The following is a 25,736-nucleotide window of genomic DNA, read 5'->3' as shown; positions in this document are numbered from 1 at the left end:
TTTTTTCACTTTTGTAGGCATATGAATTATCCATTATTAAACGTTCCCGAACGTCCAGCTAAACCACGCCAAAAAGGCTTAACAATGGTTATGGATAAGGGATTAAGCCTGCGCCAGGTTGAAGATTTTATTGACGTTGCAGGCGTACATACAGATATCGTAAAATTGGGTTGGGCTACCTCACATGTAACACCAAACCTTAAAGAAAAGTTAGCTTTATATAAAAGTGCAGGTATTCCGACCTATTTTGGCGGAACACTATTTGAAGCATTCATTATTCGTAATCAGTTTTCAGATTACCAGCGTGTGCTCGATCAGTACGGAATGGAGTATGCCGAGGTTTCGGATGGTTCTATTGAAATTGAGCACGATAAAAAGTGCGCTTATATTAGCGAACTGGCCAAACAGGTAACCGTAATTTCGGAAGTGGGTAGTAAAGATGCTGCCAAAATATTTGCCCCATACAAGTGGATTAAATTGATGCAGGCAGAAATCGAAGCTGGCTCATGGAAAGTTATTGCCGAAGCACGCGAAGGTGGTAATGTAGGTATTTACCGCGGAAGCGGCGAGGTACGCGAAGGATTAGTTGATGAAATCCTGACACAGATACCCGAAGAAACCATTATCTGGGAAGCGCCCCAAAAAGAGCAACAGGTTTGGTTTATTAAACTCATTGGAGCAAACGTAAACCTGGGTAATATTGCGCCAGCCGAAGTTATTCCGTTGGAAACCATTCGTTTGGGATTAAGGGGGGATACTTTTGATCATTTCTTAAACTTAGGTAAATAATATAAAATTTCTGCATTGCGAGGCACTGCTTACCCTCTTGGGGAAGTACTGTCTCGCAATGAATGTATATGTGCTTATGAAAACTTACGGCTTAATCGGATATCCACTCTCTCACTCTTTCTCTAAAAAATATTTTACCGAAAAGTTTTTAAATGAGGGGGTTGCCGATCATCAATATGAGCTTTTTCCTATCGAAGATATCAAATCGCTACCTGATTTATTAAGTGAAAATCCTGCACTTTGTGGCTTAAATGTAACTATCCCGCATAAGGTAAATGTTCTTTGCTATTTAAACGAGGTAGAGGAAGCTGCCGATAAAATTGGTGCGGTTAACTGTATTTCCATTAAAAGTTTTGAAGGGAAAAACTATTTAAAGGGTTATAACACCGATGCTTATGGTTTTGAAGCGTCGTTAACACCTTTATTAGAACCTCAGCATACCAAAGCACTGGTTTTTGGTGATGGAGGCGCAGCTAAGGCTGTAAAGTATGTTTTAGAAAAGTTAAATATCGAATATCAGATAGTGGTGCGTAAAGCAGTTGAAGGGGCCATTTTATATTCGGATATCACACCTGAAATTTTAACTTCACATAAATTATTAATCAACACAACGCCGTTGGGCATGTCGCCAAATGTAGATACCTTTCCTGATATCGATTACAGTTTGTTGGGGTCTAAGCATTTGGCTTACGATCTGGTTTACAATCCGCTAGAAACGGCATTTCTGATTAAGGCTGCGGCCGGTGGGGCAAAAGTTAAAAACGGACTGGAAATGTTGCATCAGCAGGCAGAAAAAGCCTGGGCCATCTGGAATAAATAATTTGGTTTATCTTTATGCTGTTAACCATTAAGCAATCTTCTGAGGAATGAAACTAAAACTGCTGATTTTTTTACCCTTTGCACTGCTTTTATGCATAACAGCCTGCCAAAATCAAGATTATAGTCCGAAACCTAAAAGTTATTTTCGAATTTATTATCCTGCAAGGGCATATCAAAAATTTGCATCAGATGCACCATTTACCTTTGACTACCCGGTTTATGCTAAAATTGAAGCCTACACCGGGAGAGATGCGCAGCCTTTTTGGTATAATTTGCATTTTCCTCAATTTAACGGATACATTCACCTCACCTATCATGGAGTAGCCGGAAAACCAGAATACGACAGGCTTTTAGAATATACCCGTGAGCTCGCCTTTAAACACACCATCAAAGCAAGTGCAATAGACCAGAAGCTCATCAACTATCCCGATCATAAGGTATATGGAATTTATTATGCCATTGAAGGAAATACCGCCTCATCGGTTCAGTTTTTTTTAACCGATAGTGCAAAACATTATTTCAGAGGGGCATTATATTTCAACGAACGTCCGCAGTACGACTCGATTGCGCCCGTAATCAATTTCATTAAAAAAGATATTGATAAACTTATTTCCACCTTTAGATGGAAAAACTAACAACAATATGATTACAGTAAAAACATTAACTTTTAATGCGTATAGTGAAAATACGTACGTTTTATATGATGAGAGCGGAGAATGTGTAATTATCGATCCGGGAATGTACGAAGGCTACGAGCAGAACGAACTGGTTTCATTTATTAAAGAAAATAACCTTAAACCTGTTTTGTTGCTCAACACGCATTGCCATTTAGACCATGTTTTTGGTAATAAATTTGTGTTCGATACCTATGGTTTAAGGCCGCAGTTTAACATAGGCGAATTGCCAATATTACAGGCCGTACCCGGCTATGCGCCGCAAATGGGCTTTAGCCATTACGAGCTTTCGCCAGAGCCTGATACGTTTCTGCCCGAAACCGGAACAATCAGTTTTGGAAACAGTACACTAAGTTTAATTTTCGCACCAGGCCATTCGCCTGCCCATTTATGCTTTTATAGTGCGTCAGACCATATTTTAATAGGTGGTGATGTGCTTTTTTATGGCAGTATTGGCCGAACCGATTTACCGGGCGGTAACCATCAGCAATTAATTCAAAACATTACCGATAAACTATTTGTCTTACCTGATGAAACCAAAGTTTACCCCGGCCACGGACCGGCAACCAGCATAGGTTTTGAAAAGCAGCATAATCCATTTTTTTGACGTAAAATGGAAGATGGAAAAGGAATGATGGGACTATACTTTTTTTGATGTAAAATGGAAAAGGGTTGATGGGGCTATTCATTTTACATCTTCCATCTCACATCATCCATATTACATTTTAACTATCTTTACCGCAGTGAACACATCTTTCTATATCGCCAAAAGGTATCTTTTTGCCAAAAAATCTACCAATGCCATCAACCTGATTTCGGGTATATCGATGGTAGGCGTAATGGTAGGTAGTGCCGCGTTAATTATCATTTTGTCGGTTTTTAATGGTTTAGAGACAGTAGTGTTGAGTATGTTCGATACCATTACCCCTCAAATTGCCATTACACCGGCTAAAGGAAAGACGTTTGACCCCAATACTACCTATTTTAACCAGTTGAGGCAAAATAAGGCAGTTTATACTTTTACAGAGGTGCTACAGGAAAATGCCTTGTTAAAATACAACAATAAGCAGGCTGTGGGCATGGTTAAGGGAGTTAGCTTCGATTACTTAAAAAACAACAAACTCGATAGTACGATAAAAGAAGGCCGTTTTGTTTTGCACAATAGCAGTGGAGCCAGCGCAGTAATTGGCTCGGCTTTACAGAGCTATCTGGCCGTTAATACTGTTGATCCCTTTACCGAACTGGAAATTTATTCGCCCAAAAAGGATATTTCGGTGAACAATATCAATCCAGCCGACGATTTTGTAGCAAAAAGTATCCGGGTAAGCGGGGTTTTTGAAGTGCAGCAGGATTTTGATAATGGCATTATTGTTCCGCTCGATTTTGCCCGTGAGTTGCTTGGCGAAGATAAAAAAGTGTCGGCTATTGAGATCAATCTGCAGCCGGGCACGGATGTAGACCGCTTTCAAAATGAAGTGATTGAAAGGACCGGAAAGGATTATGAGGTGAGGAATCAGGCAGAGCAGAATAAATCGCTCTACCACATTCTAAACACCGAAAAATGGGCAGTATATATTATTCTTACTTTTATCCTGATTATTGCTATATTTAATATCATAGGCTCGTTAACCATGTTGGTGATTGATAAGGTAAAAGATGTGGCAATTTTGAGTAGCCTGGGTGCCGGAAAAAAGTTAATAAAACGTATATTTTTATTCGAAGGGATGATGATTACCATGTCGGGCTGCGTGCTTGGCTTAATAATCGGAGTTATTTTCTACTATTTCCAACATACTTATGGCTTTATAAAGATGGGTGAAGATGAGCATAAAACCCTGGTAAGTGCTTATCCAATAGGGTTGAAATGGAAAGATTTTGTTTTAGTTTTTGTTACTGTAGGCATCTTCTCATTTTTGGCATCTGCTTTGTCATCCAATTTAAGTGTTAAAAAGATCGATCAAATAAATCAAACCATATAAAATGAAGTTATTTAAGCAAGCTTTTGTATTTGTTGTGCTCCTTGGCGTAGCGGTTACCGCTTGTAATAGAAAAGATAATGCCGAGGGAGAGAATAGTAACCTGAAAACGGTTAAGGGTTTATATAGTTTTGGCCCCGAAATGAAATCGTTTACTCTTTGCGAAGATGGTCGCGAATACTGGGTTAAAGATAGCGTAAGAACCCTTGAGCTATCTTACAGTAATCTGGGTTTCGAAAAACCGTACGAGCCTGTTTACGTAGAACTGGAAGGTTTTTTTGCCAAATCTGATACTTCTATGGTTTCGGCTGATTTTGATTCGACGTTGGTAGTTACCAAAGTCTTAAAAATCAGTAAGGAAATTCCTGACGGCCCTTGTGCACAGTAATTACGCGCCATTGGCTGTGTCTCCATGAGCCATATAATTACGTTATCGGTAGGTATCATCGCCGACCGAAATAGTGGTAATCAGCCAATTAATTATTCCTCATCAGGAACAGCTAACCACCAGGTGTTGTGCCAGGCATCGGTAAAACCAGCACTTAAGCCATAATCCCTTTCATCAGGCTCTTGTACCGAGGTTGCTCCGTTTGCCATAGCCTTATCGTAAAATGCCATTGCCCTGGGCGAAAAATAAACAAAGCCGAGCCATAGGGCGAATACATTTCGTTGGCCTGCGTAAACATAATTGTGCCTTTATCAATCGTGGCTTCAGCGTGCATGGTACTTCCATCCTCACGCGGTACAATTAACTTAATCTCAGCATCAAAAACAGTTTTAATGAAATCAATAAATTGGCTCGCATCCTTAATGCAGAGGTAAGGCATTATGGGTTGGTAATAATCGGGTGCTTTCATAACATAGCAATTAACCTGTTTAATAAAGTTACCAATTCCTGTTAATAAAAAAAGGCTCACAATTTTCATTGCGAGCCTTTTGCATATTCTTGATTTTTAATTTTACCAGAAAATAGAGTAAAGTGCAACTAAAATTCCGCACACTAACAGCGATCCAACTGCAAATGATGGATGAACTTTGAACATACTTGTATCTACTTCTAAACCATGTGATTTATCGCCTTTGCTGTTTTCGAACATACTAATGGCATACATCACAACGATACAAATTACAAATACAAAACCCATTCTATCTAAGAAAGGTATTTCGTAAATTCCATCTGCGTTGGCTACCGAGAATCCGAAATCGTGTAGGAAAGATAAATCCATCATTCCTGGTAAGAATTTTAACAATACTGATAAACCAAAACCACCAATTGTAGCAAATAAAGCTGCATTTGAAGTTGTTTTTTTCCAGAAGAAACCCAAAATAAACATGGCGAAAATACCCGGACTTACAAAACCAGTGTATTCCTGAATAAATTCGAAACCACCTTTTTTATCGATACCTAAGAAAGGTGAAATGGCGATTGCGATAGCCATTGCAACAATTACTACAGTGCGGCCGGTTCTTACAAGTTTACGCTCGCTGGCTTCTGTATTAATGTGTTTTTTAAAGATATCTAAAGTGAAAATGGTAGAGATACTATTGATTTTACCCGCTAACGAGGCCACAATTGCAGCAGTTAAGGCCGCAAAAGATAAACCTTTTAATCCTGTTGGTAAGATATTCAATAAAGTAGGGTAAGCCCTGTCCGGACGAAGCTCGCCACCCGGCATCATTGAGTTTACATCAATACCTGTTTTTTCCTGATACAACATGTAAACAGCGATACCCGGTAAAACCACGATTAACGGCATTAAAAGCTTTAAAAAGGCAGCAAATAAAATACCTGCTCTTGCAGTTTTTAAATCAGCACCTAATGCACGTTGGGTGATATACTGGTTACAGCCCCAATAGTTTAAGTTTACAATCCACATCCCTCCAAGTAGTACAGTCATACCCGGCAAGGAAGCATAATTGGCACTGTCTTTCTTAAATATCATGTGGAAATGGTCGGGCGCTTTTTCTCTTAAGAAGGCTAAACCATCCAATACTCCGTTTCCGCCAAAGTGATCACTCACTAAATTAAGTGCCAGATAAGTTGTGGCTAAACCACCGAAAATTAAGAATGCTACCTGGATTACATCTGTATAACCAATTACTTTCATACCACCTAATGCTATAATTACAGCAAAAATGGCTAAGCCCATCATACAATACCAGAATCCAATACCCGAAATACTGCTTACAGCTAATGCACCTAAATATAAGATTGAGGTTAAGTTAACGACAACATACAATAACAACCAAAACACTGCCATAATCATTGCAACAGTACCATTGTAACGTTGACTTAGAAATTGTGGCATGGTGTATATCTTGTTTTTAAGATATACCGGAATAAAAAATGTAGCAACAATTACCAATGTTGCAGCTGCCATCCATTCGTAAGTAGAAATAGCTAATCCCATTTTAAATCCGTCACCACTCATTGCTACAAATTGCTCAGCACTAATGTTCGAAGCAATTAACGATGTACCAATTGCCCACCAGGTAAGTGAACCTTCTGCAAGGAAATAATCCTTACTGCTCATCTGCGTTTGCTTCTTACGATGGTAAATCCAAAAACCATAAATTGCTACAATGGCAAAGTAGGCTAGAAAAATAATGTAATCTGTTACTTTCATTTAAGATAAGTTATTTGGTTTAGAGGGCTAAATGTAATAAAATCATTAGTTAAATTTCAAATTTTTTTGTTATAAAATGTTAAATTGACATTTATTATTTTGTAACCTAATCTTTTAGCCTGCAATTAGATGTACCTGTTAATTAAATTTTCCAGATACTCTTGTTTACCGCTGCGTACTTCCGGCTCGCCGTTTTCTGCTGCGTAATTTCTTAAATCTTCTAAACTTAGTTTACCCTGCTCAAACTCTGCTCCTTTGCCACTATCGAACGAAGCATAACGGTCGGTCCTTGTTTTTTTGTAGTCCGATTTCTGTAAAATAGCATCGGCGGTTATCAGTGCTCGGGCAAAAATATCCATACCACCTACATGTGCGTAAAATAAATCTTTTGGATCGGTAGAGTTACGACGGATTTTAGCATCGAAGTTTACACCACCACCTTGCAGGCCGCCGCCTTCTAAAATGATCAGCATCGCTTCGGTCAGTTCATTAATGTCGTTCGGGAACTGATCGGTATCCCAGCCGTTTTGGTAATCGCCACGGTTGGCATCGATTGAACCTAGTAAGCCGGTATCTACCGCAACCTGTAGTTCGTGCTGGAAAGTATGGCCTGCCAAAGTCGCATGGTTAACCTCCAGGTTTAATTTAAAGTCGTTTAATAAATCGTATTGCTGCAAAAAGCCCCTAACTGTAGCCGCATCATAATCATACTGGTGTTTAGATGGCTCACATGGCTTAGGCTCGATAAAGAATGTACCTTTAAAACCTTGTTTACGGGCATAATCTTTGGCAGTATGTAAAAACCTTGCCAAATGCTCCTGTTCGCGTTTCATATTTGTGTTTAACAGGCTCATGTAACCCTCTCTCCCTCCCCAAAATACATAGTTTTCACCTCCAAGGGCAATTGTTGCGTCAAGGGCGGCTTTAACCTGCGCTGCGCCGTGTGCCAGTACGTGGAAATCTGGATTGGTAGAGGCACCGTTCATATAGCGTTTATGGCTGAACAAATTGGCGGTTCCCCAAAGTAACTTCACGCCACTTTCGGCTTGTTTTTGTTTGGCATAGGCCACCAGCGCTTCAAGCCTGCGTTCGTTTTCTGCAATGTCATCACCATAGTCTACTACATCCACATCGTGGAAACAATAATAAGGAATCTGCATTTTGGTAATAAATTCAAAAGCAGCATCCATTTTGTCTTTTGCCCTTTCTACAGCATCTTTCTTTTCATCCCAGGGAAAAATATGTGTTGCACCACCAAATGGATCGGCACCGTTGCCATTAAATGAATGCCAGTATGAACAGGCAAATTTAAAATGCTCTGTCATGGTTTTTCCCGCCACTATTTTATTGGCATCATACCATCTAAACGCTAATGGGTTGTCGCTTTCTAAGCCCTCGAATTGAATCTGATCAATACCTTTGAAAAATTCTTTCACTCCTGTTACTACTCTTGTCATGGTGTTTATTTGTTTTTTTTGTTGATGGTTTTTTGGTTGATAGTTAATTGCCATTGTGGCTATGCGCTATTAACCATTAACTCATTACTAATTGTTCTATTAATATGGTTTTCCAATCCTGATAAATTGGTTCGTATACTTCACTGTTTTGAGGTGTTAATGTTTTAATAGCCTCATGTTGTTTAAAAGCTTCTTCTGCGCTACTGAAAATCCCAGCTCCAATGCCTGCCCCTAAGGCTGCACCAACACTGCCATCGTTTTCATAAAGTTCTACCGGGATGCCTGTTACATCGACAAAGGTTTGGGCAAAAACATCACTTAAAAATAGGTTGGCCTTACCTGCCCTTATTACCTGCGGCCTCATGCCGTTTTCCCTCATAATATCTAATCCATATCGGAATGAAAAGGCAATGCCTTCCTGCACAGCTCTGAAAATATCGGCTTGTGTATGGGTGTTTAAATCGATACACAATAGTTGTGCGCCAGTATACTGATTGTTTAACATGCGTTCGGCGCCGTTGCCAAAGGCAAGTACTTTTAAGCCGTTGCTGCCAATTGGTGCGCTTGCTGCTAAGTTGTTTAATGCCGCATAGGTTGAATTTGGAGCGAAAGTATGTTTTGCCCACCTGTACATGCTGCCGGTGCCGTTAATGCAAAGCAAAACGCCAGTGTGCTTTTGTGCTTCGGTGTAAGTTACATGCGCAAAAGTGTTTACTCTCGATTGTTGATCGCAGGTCAGGTCGTTGCTTACGCCGTAAATAACACCAGATGTTCCGGCGGTAGCAGCTACTTCACCAGGCTTTAACACATTTAAAGAAAGTGCGTTATTGGGCTGGTCGCCCGATTTGTAAGCCACCGGAATGCCTGTTGTTAAACCAAGGTGCTTAGCAATATCTTCTTTTAAAAGTCCGTGGCTGGAGAACAATGGTTTTACTTCAGGAATCAGGTTATTGCTGAGGCCGTAATAGTTCATTACGTCTTTCGAGATTTCATGCTGTTCAAAATCCCAGAAAATACCTTCAGAAAGTGCCGAGATACTGGTGGTAATGACTCCGGTTAATTTCATGGCAATATAATCGCCAGGGAGCATAATTTTGTCGATCTTAGTGTAAACATCCGGCTCATTTGCTTTTACCCAGGCCAGCTTAGAAGCTGTGAAATTACCCGGTGAATTGAGCAGGTGCTTTAACGATTTCTCCTGGCCAATAGCTTCAAAAGCCTGGTTGCCCAGTTCAACTGCCCTGCTATCGCACCAAATAATGCTATCGCGCAATACCTGCTGATCTTTATCTACCACAACTAAACCATGCATCTGGTAGGCAATGCCTATAGCACTGATATCTTTAGGATTAAACAGGCCGGTTGCATTCAATTTTAAAATGGCTTGCTGTACATTTTGCCACCACTCGTTTGGCGATTGTTCTGCCCAGCCCGGTTTTAATGATTTGATTGGAGTTTCTTCTTCCGGATATTGTGCTGTAACCACTTTTTTTTGCGTTGCAACTTCTACAAGTGCAACTTTAATAGATGAAGTTCCTAAATCAATCCCTAATAAATACATGGTTTTAAATTAATTTTATATTTGGTTTATGCAAACGGTTGCATAAAGATAGATGATAAAATATAAAACGCAAATTTTTTATAAAAATCAGCACCTGAAGCATGTGTTGAGATAAATGGTTAGAGTAACATTTCTTTCATTTAATTGTATCACAAGCAGATTTACACGGGAATTTATATTTTTGTTTTTTACACATTTAGAATTAAGTTATGCAAGAGATTAGCTGGGATGATTTCGAAAAAGTTGAATTAAGGGTTGGTACTATTTTAGAAGCCTTCGAATTTCCCGAGGCCCGAAGGCCTGCTTATAAAGTTAAGGTCGATTTTGGTGAATTTGGAATAAAAATGAGCAGTGCTCAAATAACCAAACATTATACATTAGCTGAATTGCCTGGTAAACAGATTGTGGCGGTGACTAATTTTCCTAAAAAACAGATTGGTAAATTTATGTCAGAATTTTTGGTAACTGGCTTTGCCGACGAGAGCGGAGATATTGTACTCACAGCCGTTGAGCGTAAAGTACCTAACGGAAGTAAGCTGATTTAACATTCACGCCTTTCTAGGGCGCCAGCACTTTAGCTTTTGGAAACTTCGGAAGTGTTACCCTATCTTTACGCCATGAGTTTTTATAATTTCGAAGATACCAATCCTGAAGCGGAAGATATTCATTACATGAAGCTGGCGCTCGAAGAAGCTAAAAAAGCTTTGGCCGAAGATGAGATTCCGATTGGGGCGATAGTGGTAAGTAAAAACAGGATTATTGGTCGTGGTTATAATTTAACCGAGCGCTTTAACGATGTAACTGCCCATGCCGAAATGCAGGCTTTTACCTCTGCAGCACAAACCATTGGTGGCAAATATTTAAGAGACTGTACTTTATATGTAACCATCGAGCCTTGTGTAATGTGTGCTGGCGCAAGTTACTGGACACAGGTTGGCCGCATTGTTTACGGCGCCAGGGAAGAAAAAAGAGGCTTTATTTCAAAAGGCGCAAGTTTACTTCATCCTAAAACGGTATTGAAAGGCGGCGTAATGGCAGAGGAATGTGCGGCATTGATGAAGGGGTTCTTCGTCAAAAAGAGATAGGTTCTGCGGTCAATAATTAGTTGGTAGTTAATGGTCAATAGCCACGTGGCTTATAAACGAATCAAATAGATGAAATCTAACTATCAATAATGAACCATTTTTTATCTCCAGAATAAACAGTGCTTATCGTCTTGATTGTCATAACTTTCAACTTTTCCATTATTACAACTTTCCAAAGAAAACCATTTGATGATAATAACATGAACAAATCTTAACGTTCTAATGTTATATTTGCTACAAGAAACATTTTTAAATCTTTAAACATAACATATTATGGCTTTTGAATTACCTGCGTTACACTACGCAACCGATGCATTAGAACCGCATATTGATAAAACTACCATGGAAATCCACCATGATAAACACCACCAGGCTTATGTTACCAACCTAAACAAAGCATTAGAAGGTAAACCTGAGGCAACTGCTAAAATCGAAGACGTTGTAAAAAATATTTCAAAATTCCCTGCTGCTGTTAGAAATAATGGTGGTGGCCACTATAACCACTCTTTATTCTGGAACATTTTAGGTCCAAATAAAGGTGGCGAGCCAACTGGCGATTTAGCTAAAGCTATTAACGAAACTTTTGGTTCGTTTGCTGAGCTTAAAACTAAATTACAGGAAGCTGGTGCAACCCGTTTTGGTTCAGGTTGGGCATGGTTATCAGTAAGTGCTGATAAAAAACTTCAGGTTTCTTCTACTCCAAACCAGGATAATCCTTTAATGGATATCGCTGAAGTAAAAGGTACCCCGATTTTGGGTATCGATGTTTGGGAACACGCCTACTACTTAAAATATCAAAACAAACGTCCTGATTACTTAGCGGCAATCTGGAACGTGATTAACTGGGATGCAGTTGCTGAGCTTTACAAAAAAGCATTGTAATTAAAACCCAATAAAATTTTAGAAAGTCCCGGTGTAAATCGGGACTTTCTTGTTTTAAGATAATTGAGTAACTTCGCACATATTAAATGTTTAACATGAAAAGGCTTGTAATTTTATTGGTAATTCTGATTGGTATAAACGGTTTGGTGCGTGCGCAACAGAATAAGATGCCCACCCCTACAGAAATTGCCCAAAAGAATGTAGATGAACTGGATAAAAGGTTAAAACTAAATGGTACGCAAAAAAGTGTGATATATAGCTTTACCTATAACCAGGCTAAAGAGCAGGCTGATTTAATTAAACGGCAGCAGGCGGGCAACTCGAAAGAGGAAGATGTAGATAAATTCTATAAACTTCAGAACGAGACCAGCAAAAACATTCGGAATGTATTAAGACCAGAGCAACAGCTTGAATACGATAAAGTTATTGAAGAGCGTTTAAGCGGAAAAAGCCAAAAAAATAAGAAAAAGAAAAAAGGAGAGGAAGAAGTTGAGAGCGATATTAAAGGATTGCTATCTGCGCCTCCGATAGAGAAGCAAAATCAATAATGGCCTAAGCGGCCTTTCTACAGTATCTTATTAATAAAAACAGATGCCAGAAATAATCGTCGGTGCAGTTGTACTGGGGCTGTTATTGTCGCCGCAATTACTGGCAGGTTTTTTGGCCAAAAGAACAGGGCGTAAATTTTGGTTCTGGTTTTTCATTTCCTTTTTAATTCCCGTTATTTCGCTAATTATTTTAATCTTTTTGGAAGATAAAAATCCGGCTACAACTGGTTATAAGCTGGCTGCACATGTAGATAAGGACAAGGAATTAGCATCTTAGTCCGAAAGACTAAAACTCAAATGGACGATGGTGGTGCAAACGGGCTTAAATCCCAACAATATCCTTTTTCTTTTTTTGCTTCATCGCCTTAGGGATAATTTCCAAAATCTCATCTTTTAAAGCATTCAGCATCCGCTTTTTAATGAAGTTTTTATGCGTTACCAAACTGATTTCACGTACCGGTTCAGGCGATTTGAAGTGACGTATTTTACTTGTTTGTTTTGCATTAAGTTCAGCAATAGCTAATTCGGGGAGTAAAGTTGCTCCACCATTTAAATCAACCATTCTAACCAGGGTTTCTACACTACCCGTATTGTATTCAAGTCCTTGCAGCCTGTTATTTTTAGTAGAACGGCAAATGTTCAATACCTGGTTGCGCATACAATGCCCTTCGTTTAACAGCCAGATATTTTCGTCGTTTAGATCCTCTGCATCTACAGCTTTCTTTTTATAAAGTTTGCTGTTTTTACTAATGTAGCTTACAAAATTTTCGTAGTACAACGGTGTTTCGGTAATGTTGGCGTCTGTTAATGGTGTAGCCAAAATGCCACAATCCAATACACCCGTTTTAAGGTGATGGATAATATCTTCGGTGGTATATTCCCAAATTAGTAATTTTAGTTCGGGGTATTTTTCGAGCATTGCTGAAATAACCTCGGGCAATAAGTAAGGTGCAATGGTTGGGATAACGCCGATCTTTAGTTCTCCTAAAACATCCTGCTGCTGACTGCTGATTAGCTCTTTTATTTTGCCGCTTTCCTGTAATACAATTCTGGCTTGCGCAATAATTTGAACACCAATTTCGGTCGGACTTACGGGCTGTTTGCTCCTGTCAAAAATTTTAACATTTAATAATTCCTCAAGCTTTTGTACCTGCATGCTAAGTGTGGGTTGGGTTACAAAGCATTTATCGGCAGCGGTAACAAAACTTCTGTAAGTATCTACTGCAACAACATATTCAAGCTGAACTAAAGTCATATAGTTAAAATTTATTTATAATATCAAATATATAAAATATAACTATATGAAATTAATGAGTGAGAGAATAAGTGAGTGAATGGAAGTGGATTAAAGCATTCTGTCATTTAGCCCTTCTCTCATTCAAATCATTAATTTAATATCTGCTTTCGAAATCCTGATAAGCCAGGGCAATACCTTCTTTAAGTTCGATTTTATGTTTCCACCCCAGATTATGAAGTTTACTTACGTCCATTAATTTGCGTGGTGTGCCATCTGGTTTGCTGGCATCAAATACAAGCTCGCCCTCGTAACCCAATACTTCTTTTATGAGCAAAGCCAGGTCTTTAATAGTTAAATCGTGACCGGTGCCAATATTGATCAGATTTGGTTCGCTGTAGTTTTGCATTAAGAAATAACAGGCATCTGCGAGGTCATCCGCGAATAAAAATTCGCGCATAGGTGTGCCCGAGCCCCACACTACCACTTCTTTTTCGTTGTTTGCCTTTGCTTCGTGTACCTTGCGGATTAATGCCGGTAAAACGTGCGAGTTTTGTGGATGGTAGTTGTCGTTATAGCCATAAAGGTTGGTAGGCATTACCGAAATAAAATTACAGCCGTACTGATCGCGGTAAGCGTCGCACATTTTAATGCCTGCAATTTTAGCAATGGCGTAAGGTTCGTTGGTGTGCTCTAAAGTACCGGTTAAAAGGTAATCTTCTTTTAAAGGTTGCGGAGCCATTTTAGGGTAAATGCAGCTTGAACCCAGGAACATTAATTTTTTAACACCATTAACATAAGCGTTGTGGATTACGTTATTCTGGATAGCCAGATTTTCGTAAAGGAAGTCGGCTCGGTAAGTATTGTTGGCTACAATGCCCCTACTTTAGCCGCTGCTAGAAATACATAATCAGGTTTTTCTTCGGCAAAAAAATCGGTTACAGCCTGCTGGTTACGTAAATCCAATTCAGCAGAAGTTCTGGTTATAATATTGGTATAGCCTTCTTTTTGCAACTTGCGGTGAATAGCTGAACCTACCATGCCCCTATGTCCTGCAACGTATATTTTAGCACTTTTTTCCAAAATCTGTTTCTTTAATAGCCTGCAAAAATACGATTGATTATTTGAAAGAGACGAGTTATGATCCGAAAAAACAATTTGCTAAATGATTTAATTGTAAATTTGTCTCAAAAAAGAAAACTTGGGTAAAGATAAACTTAGACGTTTTGCAGAAATAGAAACATTTGCAAACGTATATCAATTAGATGAAGGAAAAGCCTTAAAAGGTAAATGGGCTGCAACACATTTTAAAAACAATAATCCGGTTGTGTTAGAACTGGCTTGCGGAAAGGGGAGTATTCGGTAAACCTGGCTCAATTATTCCCTGAAAAGAATTTTATTGGCGTTGACTATAAAGGTAATCGTATTTGGCGTGGAGCGAAAACGGCGATTGAAGATGGGATTGATAATGTGGCTTTTTTGAGAATACAGATCGAAAACCTGCTCGATTATTTTAATGAAGGTGAAGTAGATGAAATCTGGATTACTTTTCCCGATCCACAACCGCAGGATAGCCGCGAGAAAAAACGGCTCACCTTTCCGGTTTTTTTAAACCGTTATAAACAAGTGTTAAAACCAGGAGGTTGCGTAAACTTAAAAACGGATAACGATCAGCTATATGCTTATACCTGCGAAAAAGTAGCAGAACTGGGTTTGGTTGTGCACAAAAACACCGATCACCTCTATACTTCTGATTTGGTTGATGAGGTATTGTCGATTAAAACGTATTACGAGAAGAAATATTTATTGCACGATAAGAATATTAATTATATTCAGTTTTCTTTTGAATAATGGATACTAACTTTTACGAACAGGTTTATGAGGTTGTAAGGCTCATTCCGAAAGGAAGGGTGACATCCTATGGAGCCATTGCTAAAAGTTTGGGCGCGGCAAAATCGTCGCGGATGGTTGGGCACGCAATGCTTTATGCGGGCACTGCCCATCCACAAGTACCTGCCCACCGGGTTGTAAACAGCAGTGGACTGCTTACAGGAAAATTCCATTTTAAACCGCCCGAATTGATGGAAGAACTGCTAAAAAAAGAAGGGGTTGAAGTTAAGAACGATAAGGTGGTCAACTTTAAAAAGGTATTCTGGAATCCACTGGAGGAAATCAATCTGGATTAAACGGATTGAATTTAACATTAATGCTCATTCACTCATTAAAAAAATCAACATTCAATAATTTGGATACATGGGAAAGTTAGTAGAAGAATTTAATGGCTATCGCGAAAAAATGAACGATAGGATTATGGAAACCGCAAATACCAACATTAAACGGTTCTTTGCACTCGATACCACTTCCTATGCTGATGGTGCGCTGGATGTGAAAACCAAAGAAATGCTGGGCCTGGTAGCTTCGATGGTGCTGCGTTGCGATGATTGTATCAAATATCATCTCGGAAAATGTTTCGACGCTGGCGTTAACAACGACGAAATGAACGAAATTTTCATGATCGCTAATTTGGTAGGAGGAAGTATTGTAATTCCGCATTATAGAAGAGCTGTGGAGTATTGGGATGAGCTGAGTTCGGAGCTGGGAGTTTAATAGAAGAACAGGTAGAAAATCGTCATGCTGAACTCGTTTCAGCATCTCTCCTGAAAGCAAATTAAGTAGATCCTGAAACAAATCCGATAGCTATCGGATCAGAGGGGACGATAAGGAATGAGAATTAATTTATTGACAATTTAACCTTCAAAATTCGCCTAATATGACTCAAGACTCTGGACTTAAGACTCTGGATTCAATAATACGCTGCAGCTGGGCCGGTTCCGATCCACTGTACATTAAATACCATGATGAAGAGTGGGGTAAACCTGTTTACGACGACAAGACTCTATTTGAGTTTCTGATACTGGAAGGCGCACAGGCGGGTTTAAGCTGGATTACCATCCTTCGCAGGCGCGAAAATTACCGCAAGGCTTTTGCCGGTTTTGAGGTAGAAAAAGTTGCTGCTTTTACTGAAAAAGATGTAGAAAGGTTGATGAATAACGAAGGCATTATCCGAAATCGCTTAAAAGTGAACGGGGCCATAACCAATTCCAGGTTGTTTATCGAAATCCAGAAAGAATTTGGTAGTTTTTCTAAATACATGTGGAATTTTGTGCCAGATGGAAAACCGATTTTAAATTCCATCGAAAAAATGAGCGATGTACCTCCGCGTACTGAATTGTCTGACCGTATTAGCAAAGACATGAAAAAGCGTGGGTTTAAATTTTTCGGTACGACCATTTGTTATGCACACATGCAGGCAACCGGAATGGTTAACGATCATTTGTTAAACTGCTGTGCCAGGTAATGTTTGCACCGGCTACATTACATACCGACAGGTTTTTACTGAGGCAATTTTCTGCTGATGACCTGCCATTTGTTTTTGAAGGATTATCGCACCCCGAAGTAATCCGTTATTATGGTGTAAATTATTCTACCCTTGAGGAAACCAACAATCAACTCATCTGGTTTCGTGAGATTCAGGAAAATGAAACGGGTATGTGGTGGGCAATCTGTGATAAAACAACGCTGAGTTTATTGGGCGCCATCGGATTTAATGATTTAAGCAAATCTGATCAAAAGGCCGAAATAGGTTTCTGGTTATTGCCTGAATATTGGGGTCTGGGCATAATAAAGGAAGCAGCCTCTGCAGTGTTTGGTTATGCATCGAAAGTGTTAAACCTGGCGAAGATTGTAGCGTTGGTTGAAACAGAGAATAATAACAGTAAAAAACTAGTGAAAAAGCTTGACTTTATTTATCAGGAAACTTTATGGAATTGCGAGATTAAAAATGATAATCCCATCAGTTTAGAGATTTATGAAAAGATAATTTCTGAATAGGTTGCTGTTATTTCTTGACTGCATTATATTCTTTTACCCATTCTATTACATCCCTGCTGTTAAACTCGGCACTAGTTTCTACTTTAGCTTTTAGGGCAGGCTGGTCGCCAATTTTTTGTAACAGGATATTTTTAACCTCAATTTTTTTAGCATCATCTGTAATGGCTTTCATGGGTACTTCTTGTAACGGGCCTGCGCCAGGTTTTTCGATGAAGTAACGCACTGCAGGAGCTCCTGCAGATCTTTCGGGAGCAGAATTGTTACCGCCTCCGATACTGATTCCACCGCCCATACCCATGCCACCAAAGCCTCCGGTACCAGTGCCAATACCAATTGAGGGTCTGAATTTTACCTTCTTTTCTTTTACCGTCGGAACAAGCGTACCACCGCCAAATGAATAGAGGTTAACCGTACCCATTTCAATTACTTTTACAAAACGGTATTCGAAATTACGTCCGTTTGCAAAACCTTTGCTTACGAAACTATTGCCGTTCCAGAAAAAATTCTTGATGTCTTTGGCTGGTAATATTACATCGGCTTCATCGTTGGCACTGATAAAAACCGAAAAATAATCGGTGCCTTTAATCGTGCCACGAATTACGTCATCGTTGTTTTTAACGATAAAATCCTGGGCATGGATTGCGTATGTAGTAGTAAAAATAAGTATAATCAGCGTTAGGGCTTTTTTCATATCCATTCGGTTTTTTAAAAATAACGCAATTTTACCGGTTTTGAGATACAGTTCATAAAATTTCATATTATTAGTTCTATAGATTGTTAACTTTGATCTTTTACGATCCGGTAAATCAGTTTATCGGTGCAATCACAAAATCAGTGTAATCATAATATGAAAAAACTCTTTCTTCTAGACGGTATGGCGCTTATGTACAGGGCGCATTTTGCATTAAGTAAAAACCCTCGCTTTACTTCAACAGGAATCAATACCTCGGCAGTAATGGGCTTTACCAATACTTTGCTCGATGTTTTAAAGAAAGAGAAACCAACACATATTGCGGTGGTTTTTGATACCGAAGCCCCTACCGAAAGGCATACCACTTTCGAAGCTTATAAAGCCCAGCGCCAGGCCATGCCCGAAGATTTGGCCGCTGCAATGCCCTATGTAGTTAAATTAATTACTGGTTTTAATATCCCTGTAATTACCTCCGATGGTTATGAGGCCGACGATATTATCGGTACACTGGCCAAAAAAGCGGAGAAAAAAGGTTACCAGGTATACTGTATGACACCTGATAAGGATTTTGGACAATTGGTATCCGAAAATATTTTCATTTACAAGCCTGCACGTATGGGCAACGATATGGAAATACTGGGTGTAAAAGAAATTCTGGCTAAATGGGAAATAGAACGGGTAGATCAGGTTATTGATATTTTGGGCCTGTGGGGCGATGCCGTGGATAACATCCCTGGCATTCCCGGAATTGGAGAAAAAACCGCCAAGCTTTTAATTAAGCAATATGGTACAATGGAAAATATTATTGCCAACTCGCACGAGTTAAAAGGCAAACAACGCGAAAATGTAGAGAACTTTGCCGAACAAGGTCTGATTTCGAAAAAACTGGCTACCATTTTATTGGATGTTCCGGTTGAGTTGGATGAAGTCAGTTTAGAACTTTGCGATCCAAGCCGCGATTTATTAGATCCTTTGTTTACGGAGTTAGAATTCAGAACGCTGGGTCGAAGGGTTTTTGGTGATGAGTTTTCGGTTACTACGGCCAAGTTTCAGGAAGGTACGCAAACTGATTTATTTGGCAACCAGTCTGGAGAGGTAATTCAATATACCAATACCCTTGAAGAAGAACCTGCAGAAAAACTGCCCGCTAAGAGTATAGAAAATACAACGCACGATTATCAGCTGGTTGATACTGCCGAGCAACGTGCTGAATTAATTAAGCTGTTGCTGGCCGAGAAACGGATTTCATTCGATACCGAAACAACTGGTACCGATGCCAATATGGCCGAGCTTGTGGGGCTTTCTTTTTCGGTAAAGCCAGGTACAGGTTACTATATTCCGGTTTCAGCTGTACGCGAAGAAGCACAAGCCATAGTAGATGAGTTTAGGGTTGTGCTGGAAGATGAAAATATTGAAAAAATTGGCCAAAATACCAAATACGATATTTTGGTATTGAAATGGTATGGCCTGGAGGTAAAAGGAAAACTTTTTGATACCATGCTGGCGCACTATTTAATTGATCCGGATACCCGTCATGGGATGGATGTATTATCTGAAAATTACCTGGGCTATTCGCCTATATCCATTACTAAGCTGATTGGACCAAAGGGAAAAGGGCAGCTTAATATGCGCGATGTGGCCGTAATTGATGTGGTTGATTATGCCGCAGAAGATGCTGATGTTACTTTGCAACTGGCGCATGTATTCGAACCGAAATTAACCGAACTGAACGCCGCTAAACTGGCTGAAGAAATTGAAAATCCTTTGGTGTATGTATTGGCCGATATCGAAAAAGAAGGTGTTCGCATCGATATTGAAACCTTAAAGGCTTATTCTAAAGAACTCGAAACCGACATTATTAAATTTGAACAGAATGTTTATGATAAAGCAGGGATTAAATTTAACCTTGCATCGCCAAAACAGCTGGGCGAGGTTTTATTTGATAAACTTCAGCTTGATCCCAAAGCCAAGAAAACCAAAACCGGGCAATATCAAACCGGAGAAGATGTTTTAACAGCTTTAGCAAGTAAAAGCGATATTGTACAGGATATTCTGGATTTCCGCCAGTTGCAGAAGCTTAAATCAACTTATGTTGATGCCTTGCCACTAATGGTTAACCCGAAAACCGGCAGGGTTCACACTTCTTACAACCAGGCTGTAGCAGCAACCGGACGCTTAAGTTCCAACAACCCGAACTTACAGAATATTCCGATCCGCACCGAACGTGGACGGGAAGTGCGCAAGGCTTTTATTGCCCGCGATGAAAACCATATTCTGCTATCTGCCGATTATTCGCAAATCGAATTGCGCATTATTGCCGAAATCAGCAAGGAACAAAATATGCTCGATGCATTTAATAAAGGCATCGATATTCATACCGCTACCGCTGCAAAAGTGTATGGCGTAAGCATCGAAGAAGTAGATGGCACTCAGCGTAGAAATGCGAAGGCGGTAAACTTTGGTATCATTTACGGTCAATCGGCATTTGGTTTGTCGCAAAACCTGGGCATTCCGCGTAAAGAAGCCGCCGAAATTATTGAGCAGTATTTTACGCAATATCCGGGTATTAAACAATATATGAGCGATACCATGAACTTTGCGCGCGAAAATGGTTTTGTTGAAACGATAATGGGCAGAAGGCGCTACTTGAGAGACATTAACTCTGCTAACCAAACTGTAAGAGGATTTGCGGAGCGAAATGCCATTAACGCGCCTATTCAAGGTTCTGCAGCCGATATGATCAAGATTGCCATGATCAATATCCACAAAGAGATGAAGGCACAAAATTTAAAATCGACCATGACCATGCAAGTGCATGATGAGTTGGTTTTTGATGTGTTGAAAACGGAAAAGGAAGCCATGAAAGCTATTATCCAGGATAAAATGACCAATGCCATTAAACTTACGGTACCTATTGTAGTGGAGATTGGCGAAGGTGATAACTGGCTGGCGGCACACTAGTATGAAAATGCTCATTACGCTCTTTGCCTGCTTTATTTCGTTTGGATGCATGGCTCAAAAAAGTGATACTTTAATTACTTATAACTTTAATGGCATCCCCACAAAAAGGATTAGTAAAGCAACCTCAACATATAAAATATTTAAAAAAGATAGTACGACTTGGATAAGAATAACATCTGACAAAAATTTCGTAATTACGAAAAGAGAAACTTTTTCAGATTCGCTATTAACGGTGCTAAACGGATATTACCTGGGGTATAAAAATGGCAAACCATTTATAAAAGGAATTTATATTAATAACAATAAATCTGGTGCATGGCTTAGCTACGATTCTACGGGTGTTGCATTAAGTTCTGAAATGTATTTGAATGATGAATTGAATGGGCCTTCTGTTTTTTATTGGCCAAATTCTTCAATTTATTCAGAAACAAATTATATTGATAATAAATATGTTGGCGAAAGGAAGTTTTTTTATAGTAATGGCAACCTGGCAATAAAAGAAATTTATAATGAAAAAAGCAATTTAACAGATAGCTCATATTTTGATATCGAAGGAAAGCCAACGTCGATGAATAAACTGCAAAAAGAACCTAGCTTTCCTGGAGGCATGAATAAATTATATCAATTCATTGCAAAGGGCTTAAAATACCCTGAATTAGCTCTGAAGGAAAGGGCTCAGGAGCGAGTTTTTCTCTCTTTTATCGTAAATGAGTTGGGCGATTTGGAAGATATAACACTAACGCGTTCTCTAAATAAAAGCTTAGGTGAAGAGGCGTTGAGGATTGTAAAAACTTTTCCAAAGTGGATTCCGGGTACATTACTGAATAAGCCTACGCGTACAAAATACAACATCAATATAAATTTTACTTTAAGTGGTATCGGGTATTAGAAAATAAAAATATTCGTTATCTTCATTAAATCTTCATTCCGAATAATGAACTTTATATCAACAAAATAAACGAGTAAAACAAAAATCGAAAGGGCGAAACCTCGGAATAAAACGAAGACGCTTCTAACCACTAAAAAAACAAAATCAAAGAGTATGAAAAAGTTATTGAGTTTAATCGCAATCGCAGCATTTGGTTTAACAACAGCATTTGCTCAAACCCCTGCCACTACAGCACCAGCTAAAGCTAAAACTGTAGTTAAAAAAGAAGTAAAAACTACTGTAGCTCCTGTTAAAGCAGGCGTTAAGCAAGAGGCTAAAAAAGTAGAAACTAAAACCACTACTACAGCTGCTAAAGTAAAAGCAGATGGTACGCCTGATATGCGTTTTAAAGAAAATAAAGCAAAAGCAGTAACTAAGGTTGCTGGCCCAACTAAAAAAGATGGTACAGCTGATATGCGTTATAAAGCAAACAAAGCAGCTGCTAAAAAGAACTAGGTTTAGGTTTTATAATTTGAAAGGGTCCCGGTGCGTATTGGGACCCTTTTTTGTTGAGGCTTACCCTATTTTAGAACCGTCACCCTGAATTTATTTCAGGGTCTCTCTATCTGTTTATAATAAAAAAGAGAGACCATTTAGCCTCTCTTAATTTTGAATCTATAGATTTATGCTTTTTTGAGAATTACAATATTATCGTTTCACCAATCTCTGGCAACAATAAGGTTTTATTTTCGCGTTTAAACTTATCCAAAGCTACAGCTGTATCAATCTCAATTACCGGAAAGGTATTGTAATGTACCCCAATTACCTTGTCGCAATCGAAATATTTGGTAGCAACCAATGCATCATCTACATCCATGGTATAGTTGCCGCCAATTGGTAAAATGGCATAATCTAAATTGTAAATGTCGGCTAAAACCTTCATTTCAATGGTTAGGCCGGTATCGCCGGCAAAATAGATTTGTTTACCATCTGCTTCTAAAACAAAGCCTGCAGGGTTACCGCCATAACTTCCATCGGGCAGGCCTGAAGAATGTGTAGCAGGTACCATGCGCACTGTTCCCCAATCAAAAGTAAACTTGCCAAAGTTCATTCCGTGTACTTTTTCTACGCCTTGTTTGGTCGCCCAGTCGGTTACTTCAGGCATAGCAATTACAGTTGCCTGGGTTTGTTTTGCTAAAGCAACCAGATCGGCTACATGATCGCCGTGACCATGGCTTACCAATATGTAATCGGCTTCAATAGCCTTAATATCGATGTTTTTGGCCAGTGGATTGTGCGAAATAAAAGGATCGAATAAGAGTTTTTTGCTTGCCGTTTCGAGCAAAAAACACGATTGGCCGTAATATGTGTATTTCATAATTGTTGTTGCAAGTATCTGGTACGAATGGCTTAATTTCTTATTGTCCGAACATGCCACCTAAGCCGCCCAGCATATCTTGTGCCGATGCCTGCATTTCTGCTGCACTCACCTGTTCCGCACTGATTAAGGCTTTGTTAATGGCCGTAAGAAGCAGTTCTTCTAACTCTTCTTTATCTGCGTTCTTCAAAAAATCCTCGTCGATAGCAATGCCTGTGATGGCTTTATTTGCTGTTGCGGTAATTTTAATGGCACCGTTCTCAACTTCACCATATACCGATATGGTATCTAAACGCTTTTTAATTTCTTCGGCTTTTTGTTGCGCCGCGAATAATTTATCGAACATAGCTTTGTGTTTTTTGTATTAAACGTTAATTGTGTAAAATGTATATCCTCGAAGAGAAATTAATCCCCCTTAATCTTCATCAGAGCCCGGTAAACTTCCATTACCATGGTAAGCTCCTTTACGTATAACAGGCATATTAAAATGCTTGTATAGCTCATCCAAATGCATTAAACTACCATTAGTTAAATTACCTAAAAATATAATAACAATATTCTTATTTAAATCTCTAACGTAAATGTGGCGAAAACCGTGCCACCATCCCGTGTGATAAACCACTTTATCCATATTTTCACCGTCGAACATTCTCCAGCCATAACCGTAGTTAAAGTGACCGTTTATAGGTTTATTGCGACCTACATAGGCCGAATCGAGACTCTTTTTGGTGAGTAATCTTCCATTTTTCAGGTATTTATCAAATAATACCAAATCGTGTACCGTGCTGTAAATGCCTTTATCTCCAACCGGACCGTCCAAAAAGTTTTGCGCCACAGAATATCTAAAGCTATTGCGGTCATGGCCAACCACATCAACTGGTATTTTTTCGTATTCAGTAGTGCTATAGACATGGGTATGTTTTAAGCCTGCAGGTTTAAATACATGTTCCATCATGTATTGCGAATAGCGCTGACCGGTAACTTTTTCAATAATGGCACCCAGTACCATAAAGTTGGAGTTGTTATAGTGGAAACGGTTATCGGGTTTGGTGTATGGATTAGGTTTCCTTTCGGCAATTACATTCATTACTTCCTGGTTGGTTACACCTTTTTTCATGTTACGTTTTTCTTTGCGCCAGATATCATCAATGAAATACACATAGTTCATCATGCCGCTGCGATGCGAAAGCAGGAGTTTTACTGTGATGCCATCATAAGGAAAGTTGGGGTAGAATTTTTTAACATCATCGTTTAACGAAAGTTTACCGGCCTCTACCAATTGCATGATTGCGGTACCTGTAAACGTTTTAGTAATAGAAGCCAGCTCAAATTCTGAGTTAATGGTTAAGCTATCGCGGTGCAGGTAATCGGCCCAGCCAACGGCTTTTTCGTAAAGGATTTTACCATCTTTAGCCACCAGCATATTGCCGTTGAAACCGAATTTTCTGTGCAGGTTATCTACAAAATCAGCAATCCACTTGTCCCCTTTTTGTGGATTGTAAACTAATAACAGGCTATCGGCTTTGTCGTCGTCTTTTGTGCGTATTTTTTTTTCGGCGGCCTTCTTCTCTTCAGATTTTTTGCTTGAGCAGGCAGTTAGTAAAGTTACGGAGAGGGCTAATGCGGAACATATATATCGAAAATTCATTTATATCAGGGATAGTGTATTTAAAACCCGAAAATTAAAGAATTTTAGACGGTTAAAACGAAAGAGTTTTACACATTTTCGCAATTTTGATTGTACCAGCACTCAAATAAATGCCCTTTGCTGCCGTTAATCGGGTCGCTATCCGGATTTTTTACTTTCGCAATATCTTCATCAGCCTCTGGGCGCTCATCGGCCCTGCCATATTTCATGTTATAATCGGCTCCATTTGGATAGGCACCCACAACAGTAAAATCGTCGGTTGAGTTGAGTTTTTTATGTGCAACACCTGCCGGAATAATCACCACATCGCTTTTATCGAGTTCAATACAAACGCCGTGGTCTCCACCAAACTGTACATCGGCCTTACCACAAAATACGCCCATTACTTCGTGTGTATTGCTATGGTAATGGTGATAATCAAAAATACCATCAACCCAGGCATTGGTGTATCCGTTCTGCGCAAAAACTTTTTTAATTACTTCTTCATTGTCATCCGGATGGAGCCTCAAGGTTCCTTTGTAAACCATTAAAGGAAGAACCGGATTATTAGGGAAGTTTCCGTTTTCTTCTATTTTATGTGCAACTAAATAGGCTTCCTGTATTAATTTTTCTTTATCCATGGCTAGGGTGTTTTACTAATTAACAAA

28 protein-coding genes and 2 pseudogenes are annotated in these 25,736 nt (G+C 39.3%); 19 read left to right on the top strand and 11 right to left on the bottom strand.

Annotated elements, in window-relative coordinates; translation table 11 throughout:
- Positions 1–21 precede the first annotated feature (21 nt).
- The 6 genes from G7074_RS08430 to G7074_RS08405 all read left to right on the top strand — a co-directional run bounded on the left by G7074_RS08430 (position 22) and on the right by G7074_RS08405 (position 4,646).
- Positions 22–789, top strand: a complete 768-nt coding sequence (locus G7074_RS08430; RefSeq protein WP_124561977.1) for a phosphosulfolactate synthase — start codon at positions 22–24, stop codon at positions 787–789.
- Positions 790–865: 76 nt separating this feature from the next.
- Complete coding sequence (locus G7074_RS08425; protein WP_124561978.1) at positions 866–1,609, top strand: shikimate dehydrogenase; 744 nt, start codon at positions 866–868, stop codon at positions 1,607–1,609.
- 46 nt (positions 1,610–1,655) lie between these two features.
- A complete protein-coding gene (gldD, locus tag G7074_RS08420; protein ID WP_124561979.1) occupies positions 1,656–2,243 on the top strand; it encodes a gliding motility lipoprotein GldD in 588 nt (195 codons plus the stop codon).
- 7 nt (positions 2,244–2,250) lie between these two features.
- Entirely contained in the window at positions 2,251–2,889 is a 639-nt protein-coding gene (locus tag G7074_RS08415) for an MBL fold metallo-hydrolase (protein WP_124561980.1), read from the top strand.
- Between the two features lie 136 nt (positions 2,890–3,025).
- Entirely contained in the window at positions 3,026–4,261 is a 1,236-nt protein-coding gene (locus G7074_RS08410) for an ABC transporter permease (RefSeq protein WP_124561981.1), read from the top strand.
- 1 nt (position 4,262) lies between these two features.
- Positions 4,263–4,646, top strand: a complete 384-nt coding sequence (locus G7074_RS08405; protein ID WP_124561982.1) for a hypothetical protein — start codon at positions 4,263–4,265, stop codon at positions 4,644–4,646.
- 154 nt (positions 4,647–4,800) lie between these two features.
- Here G7074_RS08405 and G7074_RS08400 read toward each other — a convergent pair whose 3' ends face one another.
- From G7074_RS08400 to G7074_RS08385, 4 genes are all read right to left on the bottom strand, one after another.
- Positions 4,801–5,115 (bottom strand): hypothetical protein, encoded by a 315-nt coding sequence (locus G7074_RS08400; protein ID WP_166207937.1) that lies wholly within the window; start codon positions 5,113–5,115, stop codon positions 4,801–4,803.
- A 102-nt stretch (positions 5,116–5,217) separates the two neighbouring features.
- Positions 5,218–6,885 (bottom strand): sodium/sugar symporter, encoded by a 1,668-nt coding sequence (locus tag G7074_RS08395; protein WP_124561984.1) that lies wholly within the window; start codon positions 6,883–6,885, stop codon positions 5,218–5,220.
- A 125-nt stretch (positions 6,886–7,010) separates the two neighbouring features.
- On the bottom strand, positions 7,011–8,342 hold the full coding sequence (gene xylA / locus G7074_RS08390; protein ID WP_166207932.1) for a xylose isomerase: 1,332 nt from the start codon (positions 8,340–8,342) through the stop codon (positions 7,011–7,013).
- Positions 8,343–8,418: 76 nt separating this feature from the next.
- Positions 8,419–9,903: a xylulokinase gene (locus G7074_RS08385; RefSeq protein ID WP_124561986.1), complete on the bottom strand. Its 1,485-nt coding sequence runs from the start codon at positions 9,901–9,903 to the stop codon at positions 8,419–8,421.
- 209 nt (positions 9,904–10,112) lie between these two features.
- On the opposite strand from G7074_RS08385, the gene G7074_RS08380 reads away from it, so the two are divergent.
- The 5 genes from G7074_RS08380 to G7074_RS08360 all read left to right on the top strand — a co-directional run bounded on the left by G7074_RS08380 (position 10,113) and on the right by G7074_RS08360 (position 12,695).
- Positions 10,113–10,448, top strand: coding sequence for a tRNA-binding protein (locus tag G7074_RS08380; RefSeq protein ID WP_124561987.1), 336 nt, complete (start codon positions 10,113–10,115; stop codon positions 10,446–10,448).
- A 72-nt stretch (positions 10,449–10,520) separates the two neighbouring features.
- Complete coding sequence (locus G7074_RS08375) at positions 10,521–10,988, top strand: nucleoside deaminase (RefSeq protein ID WP_166207929.1); 468 nt, start codon at positions 10,521–10,523, stop codon at positions 10,986–10,988.
- Between the two features lie 273 nt (positions 10,989–11,261).
- Positions 11,262–11,870, top strand: a complete 609-nt coding sequence (locus G7074_RS08370; RefSeq protein WP_124561989.1) for a superoxide dismutase — start codon at positions 11,262–11,264, stop codon at positions 11,868–11,870.
- A 95-nt stretch (positions 11,871–11,965) separates the two neighbouring features.
- Complete coding sequence (locus G7074_RS08365; protein WP_166207926.1) at positions 11,966–12,418, top strand: hypothetical protein; 453 nt, start codon at positions 11,966–11,968, stop codon at positions 12,416–12,418.
- A gap of 43 nt (positions 12,419–12,461) precedes the next feature.
- Positions 12,462–12,695: a hypothetical protein gene (locus G7074_RS08360; protein WP_124561991.1), complete on the top strand. Its 234-nt coding sequence runs from the start codon at positions 12,462–12,464 to the stop codon at positions 12,693–12,695.
- 45 nt (positions 12,696–12,740) lie between these two features.
- On the opposite strand, the gene G7074_RS08355 is transcribed toward G7074_RS08360, so the two are convergent.
- Together G7074_RS08355 and G7074_RS08350 are read right to left on the bottom strand one after the other, a co-directional pair.
- A complete protein-coding gene (locus G7074_RS08355) occupies positions 12,741–13,673 on the bottom strand; it encodes a hydrogen peroxide-inducible genes activator (protein WP_166207923.1) in 933 nt (310 codons plus the stop codon).
- A gap of 136 nt (positions 13,674–13,809) precedes the next feature.
- Positions 13,810–14,735, bottom strand: a pseudogene (locus tag G7074_RS08350) (GDP-L-fucose synthase family protein).
- 118 nt (positions 14,736–14,853) lie between these two features.
- Between G7074_RS08350 and trmB the strand changes: the two are divergent.
- The 5 genes and pseudogenes from trmB to G7074_RS08325 all read left to right on the top strand — a co-directional run bounded on the left by trmB (position 14,854) and on the right by G7074_RS08325 (position 17,543).
- Positions 14,854–15,503: pseudogene (gene trmB / locus G7074_RS08345) on the top strand (tRNA (guanosine(46)-N7)-methyltransferase TrmB).
- A complete protein-coding gene (locus G7074_RS08340; RefSeq protein WP_124561995.1) occupies positions 15,503–15,838 on the top strand; it encodes an MGMT family protein in 336 nt (111 codons plus the stop codon). Before trmB ends, G7074_RS08340 begins: the two are co-directional and overlap by 1 nt.
- 67 nt (positions 15,839–15,905) lie before the next feature.
- Positions 15,906–16,259, top strand: a complete 354-nt coding sequence (locus G7074_RS08335) for a carboxymuconolactone decarboxylase family protein (RefSeq protein WP_124561996.1) — start codon at positions 15,906–15,908, stop codon at positions 16,257–16,259.
- Between the two features lie 163 nt (positions 16,260–16,422).
- Entirely contained in the window at positions 16,423–17,010 is a 588-nt protein-coding gene (locus G7074_RS08330) for a DNA-3-methyladenine glycosylase I (RefSeq protein WP_166207920.1), read from the top strand.
- On the top strand, positions 17,010–17,543 hold the full coding sequence (locus G7074_RS08325) for a GNAT family N-acetyltransferase (protein ID WP_166207917.1): 534 nt from the start codon (positions 17,010–17,012) through the stop codon (positions 17,541–17,543). Before G7074_RS08330 ends, G7074_RS08325 begins: the two co-directional genes overlap by 1 nt.
- Positions 17,544–17,550: 7 nt before the next feature.
- Here G7074_RS08325 and G7074_RS08320 read toward each other — a convergent pair whose 3' ends face one another.
- On the bottom strand, positions 17,551–18,234 hold the full coding sequence (locus G7074_RS08320) for a hypothetical protein (RefSeq protein ID WP_124561999.1): 684 nt from the start codon (positions 18,232–18,234) through the stop codon (positions 17,551–17,553).
- Positions 18,235–18,390: 156 nt separating this feature from the next.
- On the opposite strand from G7074_RS08320, the gene polA reads away from it, so the two are divergent.
- The 3 genes from polA to G7074_RS08305 all read left to right on the top strand — a co-directional run bounded on the left by polA (position 18,391) and on the right by G7074_RS08305 (position 22,579).
- Positions 18,391–21,195: a DNA polymerase I gene (polA, locus tag G7074_RS08315; RefSeq protein WP_124562000.1), complete on the top strand. Its 2,805-nt coding sequence runs from the start codon at positions 18,391–18,393 to the stop codon at positions 21,193–21,195.
- Between the two features lie 49 nt (positions 21,196–21,244).
- Positions 21,245–22,084: an energy transducer TonB gene (locus G7074_RS08310; RefSeq protein WP_158674116.1), complete on the top strand. Its 840-nt coding sequence runs from the start codon at positions 21,245–21,247 to the stop codon at positions 22,082–22,084.
- 153 nt (positions 22,085–22,237) lie between these two features.
- Entirely contained in the window at positions 22,238–22,579 is a 342-nt protein-coding gene (locus G7074_RS08305) for a hypothetical protein (protein WP_124562002.1), read from the top strand.
- Between the two features lie 184 nt (positions 22,580–22,763).
- On the opposite strand, the gene G7074_RS08300 is transcribed toward G7074_RS08305, so the two are convergent.
- The 4 genes from G7074_RS08300 to G7074_RS08285 form a co-directional block, all read right to left on the bottom strand.
- The gene (locus G7074_RS08300) at positions 22,764–23,441 is read right to left on the bottom strand and encodes a metal-dependent hydrolase (protein ID WP_124562003.1); all 678 of its coding nucleotides are present in this window, start codon (positions 23,439–23,441) and stop codon (positions 22,764–22,766) included.
- A gap of 40 nt (positions 23,442–23,481) precedes the next feature.
- Positions 23,482–23,787: a YbaB/EbfC family nucleoid-associated protein gene (locus G7074_RS08295; protein WP_124562004.1), complete on the bottom strand. Its 306-nt coding sequence runs from the start codon at positions 23,785–23,787 to the stop codon at positions 23,482–23,484.
- Positions 23,788–23,856: 69 nt separating this feature from the next.
- On the bottom strand, positions 23,857–25,089 hold the full coding sequence (locus G7074_RS08290) for a serine hydrolase (RefSeq protein ID WP_124562005.1): 1,233 nt from the start codon (positions 25,087–25,089) through the stop codon (positions 23,857–23,859).
- 68 nt (positions 25,090–25,157) lie between these two features.
- Positions 25,158–25,709, bottom strand: coding sequence for a cupin domain-containing protein (locus tag G7074_RS08285; protein ID WP_166207914.1), 552 nt, complete (start codon positions 25,707–25,709; stop codon positions 25,158–25,160).
- Between the last annotated feature and the right edge of the window lie 27 nt (positions 25,710–25,736).

The sequence above is a fragment of the Pedobacter sp. HDW13 genome (genome assembly GCF_011303555.1).
GTDB lineage: Bacteria > Bacteroidota > Bacteroidia > Sphingobacteriales > Sphingobacteriaceae > Pedobacter.
This window is presented reverse-complemented; position numbering and strand designations above follow the sequence as displayed.

Bases quoted from the DNA above. Each gene is read 5' to 3' on its own strand.
- G7074_RS08400 (WP_166207937.1), bottom strand. From the start codon at position 5,115: ATGAAAGCACCCGATTATTACCAACCCATAATGCCTTACCTCTGCATT.
- G7074_RS08415 (WP_124561980.1), top strand. From the start codon at position 2,251: ATGATTACAGTAAAAACATTAACTTTTAATGCGTATAGTGAAAATACG.
- G7074_RS08305 (WP_124562002.1), top strand. From the start codon at position 22,238: ATGAAAAAGTTATTGAGTTTAATCGCAATCGCAGCATTTGGTTTAACA.
- G7074_RS08340 (WP_124561995.1), top strand. From the start codon at position 15,503: ATGGATACTAACTTTTACGAACAGGTTTATGAGGTTGTAAGGCTCATT.
- G7074_RS08355 (WP_166207923.1), bottom strand. From the start codon at position 13,673: ATGACTTTAGTTCAGCTTGAATATGTTGTTGCAGTAGATACTTACAGA.
- G7074_RS08430 (WP_124561977.1), top strand. From the start codon at position 22: ATGAATTATCCATTATTAAACGTTCCCGAACGTCCAGCTAAACCACGC.
- G7074_RS08425 (WP_124561978.1), top strand. From the start codon at position 866: ATGAAAACTTACGGCTTAATCGGATATCCACTCTCTCACTCTTTCTCT.
- G7074_RS08310 (WP_158674116.1), top strand. From the start codon at position 21,245: ATGGCTCAAAAAAGTGATACTTTAATTACTTATAACTTTAATGGCATC.
- G7074_RS08330 (WP_166207920.1), top strand. From the start codon at position 16,423: ATGACTCAAGACTCTGGACTTAAGACTCTGGATTCAATAATACGCTGC.
- G7074_RS08375 (WP_166207929.1), top strand. From the start codon at position 10,521: ATGAGTTTTTATAATTTCGAAGATACCAATCCTGAAGCGGAAGATATT.
- polA (WP_124562000.1), top strand. From the start codon at position 18,391: ATGAAAAAACTCTTTCTTCTAGACGGTATGGCGCTTATGTACAGGGCG.
- G7074_RS08325 (WP_166207917.1), top strand. From the start codon at position 17,010: ATGTTTGCACCGGCTACATTACATACCGACAGGTTTTTACTGAGGCAA.
- G7074_RS08360 (WP_124561991.1), top strand. From the start codon at position 12,462: ATGCCAGAAATAATCGTCGGTGCAGTTGTACTGGGGCTGTTATTGTCG.
- G7074_RS08405 (WP_124561982.1), top strand. From the start codon at position 4,263: ATGAAGTTATTTAAGCAAGCTTTTGTATTTGTTGTGCTCCTTGGCGTA.
- G7074_RS08320 (WP_124561999.1), bottom strand. From the start codon at position 18,234: ATGAAAAAAGCCCTAACGCTGATTATACTTATTTTTACTACTACATAC.
- G7074_RS08365 (WP_166207926.1), top strand. From the start codon at position 11,966: ATGAAAAGGCTTGTAATTTTATTGGTAATTCTGATTGGTATAAACGGT.
- G7074_RS08300 (WP_124562003.1), bottom strand. From the start codon at position 23,441: ATGAAATACACATATTACGGCCAATCGTGTTTTTTGCTCGAAACGGCA.
- G7074_RS08285 (WP_166207914.1), bottom strand. From the start codon at position 25,709: ATGGATAAAGAAAAATTAATACAGGAAGCCTATTTAGTTGCACATAAA.
- G7074_RS08295 (WP_124562004.1), bottom strand. From the start codon at position 23,787: ATGTTCGATAAATTATTCGCGGCGCAACAAAAAGCCGAAGAAATTAAA.
- G7074_RS08335 (WP_124561996.1), top strand. From the start codon at position 15,906: ATGGGAAAGTTAGTAGAAGAATTTAATGGCTATCGCGAAAAAATGAAC.
- gldD (WP_124561979.1), top strand. From the start codon at position 1,656: ATGAAACTAAAACTGCTGATTTTTTTACCCTTTGCACTGCTTTTATGC.
- G7074_RS08385 (WP_124561986.1), bottom strand. From the start codon at position 9,903: ATGTATTTATTAGGGATTGATTTAGGAACTTCATCTATTAAAGTTGCA.
- G7074_RS08290 (WP_124562005.1), bottom strand. From the start codon at position 25,089: ATGAATTTTCGATATATATGTTCCGCATTAGCCCTCTCCGTAACTTTA.
- G7074_RS08380 (WP_124561987.1), top strand. From the start codon at position 10,113: ATGCAAGAGATTAGCTGGGATGATTTCGAAAAAGTTGAATTAAGGGTT.
- xylA (WP_166207932.1), bottom strand. From the start codon at position 8,342: ATGACAAGAGTAGTAACAGGAGTGAAAGAATTTTTCAAAGGTATTGAT.
- G7074_RS08395 (WP_124561984.1), bottom strand. From the start codon at position 6,885: ATGAAAGTAACAGATTACATTATTTTTCTAGCCTACTTTGCCATTGTA.
- G7074_RS08370 (WP_124561989.1), top strand. From the start codon at position 11,262: ATGGCTTTTGAATTACCTGCGTTACACTACGCAACCGATGCATTAGAA.